Source organism: Cyanobacteriota bacterium, from assembly GCA_025054735.1.
In the GTDB taxonomy this organism is placed as follows: Bacteria; Cyanobacteriota; Cyanobacteriia; order SKYG9; family SKYG9; genus SKYG9.
This window is the reverse complement of the sequence record JANWZG010000333.1, coordinates 1-4617: the sequence shown is the minus strand read 5'-3', so window position 1 is coordinate 4617 and position 4617 is coordinate 1. Positions and strand designations below refer to the sequence as shown.

The following is a 4617-nucleotide window of genomic DNA, read 5'->3' as shown; positions in this document are numbered from 1 at the left end:
GAATTGGTAGCGGACTAAAGTTATCGTGAATTTCTTGGCGATATTGCTGTTGGTTCTGCTTCCAGCGCTGGAAGAAGGGATCCGTAACTTCATCGGGAATAATGCGGTTAGCGATTACCAAGTCTGTACTGACATTGTAAAGGCTCAAATAGGCATGGGCACGCAGGGATTCCTTAATCACCATTTTCTCTGGATTGGTGACCAAACGCACTGAGGTCTGGGTATTGTCTGTCAAGACAGTTTCTAGGGCTTCTAGTTGTTGATAAAACTCGTAGGGTGCATCCATCACAGCATTATCAGGGAGCGAGAAGCCCGCGATCGGCTTAAATAGAGGTTCCACTAGCGGACGCAACGCTGCTGACATTTTCTGTAGTGGCTTATAAAAGCGGCGCATATACCATCCAGCCACTTCAGGCAAGCTCAAGAGACGCAAGGCAGTACCGGTAGGTGCCGAGTCAATAATCAGTACATCAAACTCTTGCTCATCATAATGGCGCTTCATCCGCACCAAGCTAAAAATCTCATCCATGCCAGGAAGAATAGCCAATTCTTCCGCCTCAACACCCTCTAGGCCCCGTGCCTGCAATACCTGGGTAATGTAACGCTTGACGGCTCCCCAATTGCTCTCTAGCTCCATCAGTGCATCCAATTCTGCCCCCCAAAGATTAGGACGCACAGCACGGGGATCATGGTCTAGCTCCATATCAAAGCTATCGGCCAGAGAGTGAGCTGGGTCAGTACTAAGCACCAAGGTCTTGTAGCCAACTTCAGCACAACGCAAACCTGTAGCCGCCGCTACTGAAGTTTTACCGACTCCACCCTTACCCGTCATTAAAATGACTCGCATACATCCCCAGCTTTCTTAACGAATAGTTACAATTTGTTTCACTCCTCTACTGTAGCAGTCTCTAGCCATCAATGCTTGGTTTCTCTCACAAGCTGTTGGTTTCCACGAGGGCACCCTACGATCGCGCTATGATGTGGGTTGCTATTCAGAGACTCCCGATTTCATACCCTATGCGTCGTCTTGTCATTGCCAGTGGAAACCCCGGTAAATTGGTGGAAATGCAGCAACATCTGGCTGGCTTAGATTGGGAACTAAGTTTGAAACCTGCTGAGCTAGAGGTTGAAGAAACGGGGACAACCTTTGCTGAAAATGCCCGCTTGAAAGCATCAGAAATTGCCAAAGCACTGGGAGAATGGGCGATTGCTGACGATTCTGGTCTAGCTGTAGATGCCCTAGACGGCGCACCTGGTGTCTACTCAGCTCGCTACGGAGCCACGGATTCAGAACGGATTCAGCGGCTGCTGACGGCTCTAGGGAATGAGCAACATCGTGCTGCCCGGTTCGTTGCTGTGATTGCTATCGCTCGCCCTGATGGGTCGATCGCCGCCCAAGCTGAAGGCATTTGCACTGGAGAGATCTTGCGAGAACCGCGTGGCTCTGGCGGTTTTGGCTATGACCCAATCTTCTATGTACCCAGTCAGGGCATGACCTTCGCAGAAATGTCCCCAGACCTGAAGCGTACTGTCAGTCATCGGGGACGTGCATTTGCAGCGTTGTTACCGCAACTATCATCCCTCCAGTAACGACCCGCTAAGTATCATTTCGAGTTGCAGTTGAGTTGTTATGTAATGTGAAGTACTCACTTACACTGCTTCCATGTTTTTCTCACCTGTCCGGATCCGAACAACTTCTTCGACTGGAGTAATGAAAATCTTGCCATCGCCAATTTCACCAGTGCGGGCAGCATTGATGATCTTATCGACAACCATATCGACTTGCTCATCTTCAATCACGATTTCAACTTTAAGCTTCTGCAAAAACTCCACGGTATATTCAGAGCCGCGATACCGCTCGGTTTGACCTTTTTGCCGCCCAAAGCCACGAACTTCAGAGACGGTCATACCCACAATGCCTGCATTCACCAAGGCAATTTTGACCTCATCTAGCTTAAATGGACGGATAATTGCTTCAACCTTTTTCAAGTTTCCCTACTCCTTAGGCTCGTATGTAGTTCAGCTTATGTATATACCCAGGTGGTTGTATCACTGCCAGGAGGACTGTTTTTGTAGCAGTAAATACAATTGCTCAAGGCTTATTCTACCTCTATCTAGACCGTTCTTATGCAGTTGATTACTCCCTGTCTCAATACCTTGCGTCAACATCTCCGCAAAGACTTTCAGGACTGTCGAATGGGCACCCACAAGTTAGTGGCATCGCTGGATGAGACCACCTTGCGTAGTCAAGCTCATCCAGACTTTAGCCCCGTGGGATGGCATCTAGGACACATCGCCTATACTGAATCTTTGTGGATCCTGGAGCATTTAGCTGGGTTGCCACCCCAGTTTCCCCAGTATCGCCGTTTGTTTGCTGCTGACGGTTTGCCAAAGCAGGAGCGTGTTTATCTTCCTTCTTGGTCAGAACTGCAATCTTATCTGGATACGGTGCGTCAACAGGTGCTGGACTATCTAGCGATCGCCCCCGTTGATGAGCAACTCCGGCTGTGGCGCTGGCTGTTGCAACACGAAAGCCAACATAACGAAACCATATCCCTAATCCTAGAACTGCATCGTAGAGCCACTAGTAACATAGGTCAAGGAATAGAGCAGCCGGTAGATTACTCAAGTGTTTCCTCGCCTAGTTCCGCTCTCCAGGATTTGCTCCATAAAACCTCTGAGGAAGTTTACATTCCCGAAGGAGAATTGATCATGGGGTGTGAAGATGTGGATGCGATCGACAATGAGCGTCCAGCCCATACAGTGACCCTAGCAGGTTATTGGATTGATCGCTACCCGGTGACAAATGCACAGTATCGACAATTCATAGCCATGGGGGGCTACGACGATCGCCGTTGGTGGTCAGAAGCTGGCTGGCAGTGGCTGCAATCCCAAGCCGACCAAGGCACACCCATCACCCGACCCCTCTATTGGCGAGATGATCCCTGGTGGAATGATCATCCCGTGTCGGGAGTTAGCTGGTATGAGGCTGAAGCTTACGCTAGGTTTGTTGGCAAGCGCCTGCCCACGGAGGCAGAATGGGAACGGGCAGCCTTAGGGGCAACAGCAGGAAACTACGATCGTCGCTATGGATCCACTACGCCAGTCACAGCCCATCCCGCAGGAAAAAGTCACGCAGGTTGTGATGACATGCTAGGTAACGTTTGGGAGTGGACGGATACCTGGTTTGCAGGCTACGATGGCTTCACCGCCTACCCCTACGCAGGCTATTCCCAGGCTTACTTTGATGGCCAACATCGGGTACTACGGGGAGGCAGTTGGGCAACTCGCCCTTGGGCACTACGCATTACCGTCCGTAACTGGTACTATCCTAGTGTGAGGCAAGTGCTAGCTGGTTTCCGCTGTGCGCGATCAGCTTAGCCTGCTGCCAAATTCTTCATCTTCATCGCATATTTGGCCTACAGCCCTATGTCTAAGCTAGACTCCAACCCACCAACTGCCCTACAAGCCGCAACTGCCTTTCGCTTTGTCGGTTGGTTTACGTTCTGGTTTCAGGTGGTGTTAGGAGTGGTGGCTGCCATTACACTGCCCTTTGCTACCTTGTTTAACCGCAGTGGCACACCTGTCCCTGGCACGACAAATGCTCCAGTGGCTGGCATTGGTCTAGGGGGTCTGTTTGCTGGGATTGGTCTGCTGACCTTGATGGGGAGCATCTACGTCGCCTTTCGCTATACCCGGCTTGCACAACAACTGCGGGCTAGTGACCCAGCAGCTCGCCCCAAGAAGGCAGAAACGATACAAGTGCTGAAGCTGGGCCTAACTGTTAGTCTGGTCGGCATGTTGATTACATTGATTGCTGCCCTGGCGTATATTGGTGGCTTGACCATTAAAGCCTCTCGTACAGCGGCTCCGGTGGTGACCGTTGGTGCACCTACGCAGTTTATCAACACGTTAGACATCTTGGCCGTGCAGGCGATCGCTATTATCCTGCTAGCTCTGTTTGCTGGAATTGTAGCTCCTCTCTGGTTATTAAATCGTATCACTCGCTGACATCATATCCGGCGTTACAGCCAGCATTGACGCTTCAAGTGGTGGGAAATCCCCATTACCTGCTTAGAAGTTTTTTGATTACAGTGGGGATACAGTTACTTCGACACGGGCTATGAATCAGGAATTACTACGATCGCTGCGGCAAATTTTACCCAATCTCAGAGGTTGGTTAATGTTTATTGGTGCACTCTGGCTAGTCGGTGTCGTTGGTCTAGGGCGAGTGCTAGAGTCGATCGCGGTTCTGATCATAGTGTTTAGCGTAATGCCTGTAGTGGGACTGCTAGCCCTGCAATGGTGGGTAGGGCGTAACTTAGTGCAAGATGATTGTCCTATCTGTGGCGCTACATTTGCTGGGCTGAGCCGTAGTGAAATCAACTGTCCCAACTGCGGAGAACCCTTGAGGGTAGAAAAGTCAGGCTTTGTAAGGCTGACACCACCGGGAACAATCGATGTTGATGCAGTAGAAGTTCCTTCTCAGCGAATAACTGACTAAGTTGACTGAAAAGATTGCTACATTAGTCTAGCTTCTCTGGATGAACTTCTCAAAGGGAGCATCAAGTTCACTTCCAGGGAGTTGTAATAAAACTACATAAAGCGTTAAGCTTA

General features: G+C 50.1%; 6 protein-coding genes. 4 read left to right on the top strand and 2 right to left on the bottom strand.

Annotated elements, in window-relative coordinates:
• Window positions 1-847, bottom strand: an 847-nt coding sequence (locus NZ772_14420; GenBank protein ID MCS6814745.1) for an arsenical pump-driving ATPase GET3, incomplete at its 3' end; no start/stop codon positions are given.
• A 170-nt stretch (window positions 848-1017) separates the two neighbouring features.
• On the opposite strand from NZ772_14420, the gene rdgB reads away from it, so the two are divergent.
• Window positions 1018-1590, top strand: coding sequence for an RdgB/HAM1 family non-canonical purine NTP pyrophosphatase (gene rdgB, locus NZ772_14415; protein ID MCS6814744.1), 573 nt, complete (start codon window positions 1018-1020; stop codon window positions 1588-1590).
• 60 nt (window positions 1591-1650) lie between these two features.
• On the opposite strand, the gene NZ772_14410 is transcribed toward rdgB, so the two are convergent.
• Entirely contained in the window at window positions 1651-1989 is a 339-nt protein-coding gene (locus tag NZ772_14410; GenBank protein ID MCS6814743.1) for a P-II family nitrogen regulator, read from the bottom strand.
• Window positions 1990-2127: 138 nt separating this feature from the next.
• Here NZ772_14410 and NZ772_14405 point away from each other — a divergent pair, with 138 nt between their 5' ends.
• The 3 genes from NZ772_14405 to NZ772_14395 all read left to right on the top strand — a co-directional run bounded on the left by NZ772_14405 (window position 2128) and on the right by NZ772_14395 (window position 4504).
• Window positions 2128-3381, top strand: a complete 1254-nt coding sequence (locus NZ772_14405; GenBank protein MCS6814742.1) for an SUMF1/EgtB/PvdO family nonheme iron enzyme — start codon at window positions 2128-2130, stop codon at window positions 3379-3381.
• Between the two features lie 48 nt (window positions 3382-3429).
• Window positions 3430-4011 (top strand): DUF3611 family protein, encoded by a 582-nt coding sequence (locus NZ772_14400; GenBank protein ID MCS6814741.1) that lies wholly within the window; start codon window positions 3430-3432, stop codon window positions 4009-4011.
• 112 nt (window positions 4012-4123) lie between these two features.
• Window positions 4124-4504, top strand: a complete 381-nt coding sequence (locus NZ772_14395) for a hypothetical protein (GenBank protein MCS6814740.1) — start codon at window positions 4124-4126, stop codon at window positions 4502-4504.
• Window positions 4505-4617 lie beyond the last annotated feature (113 nt).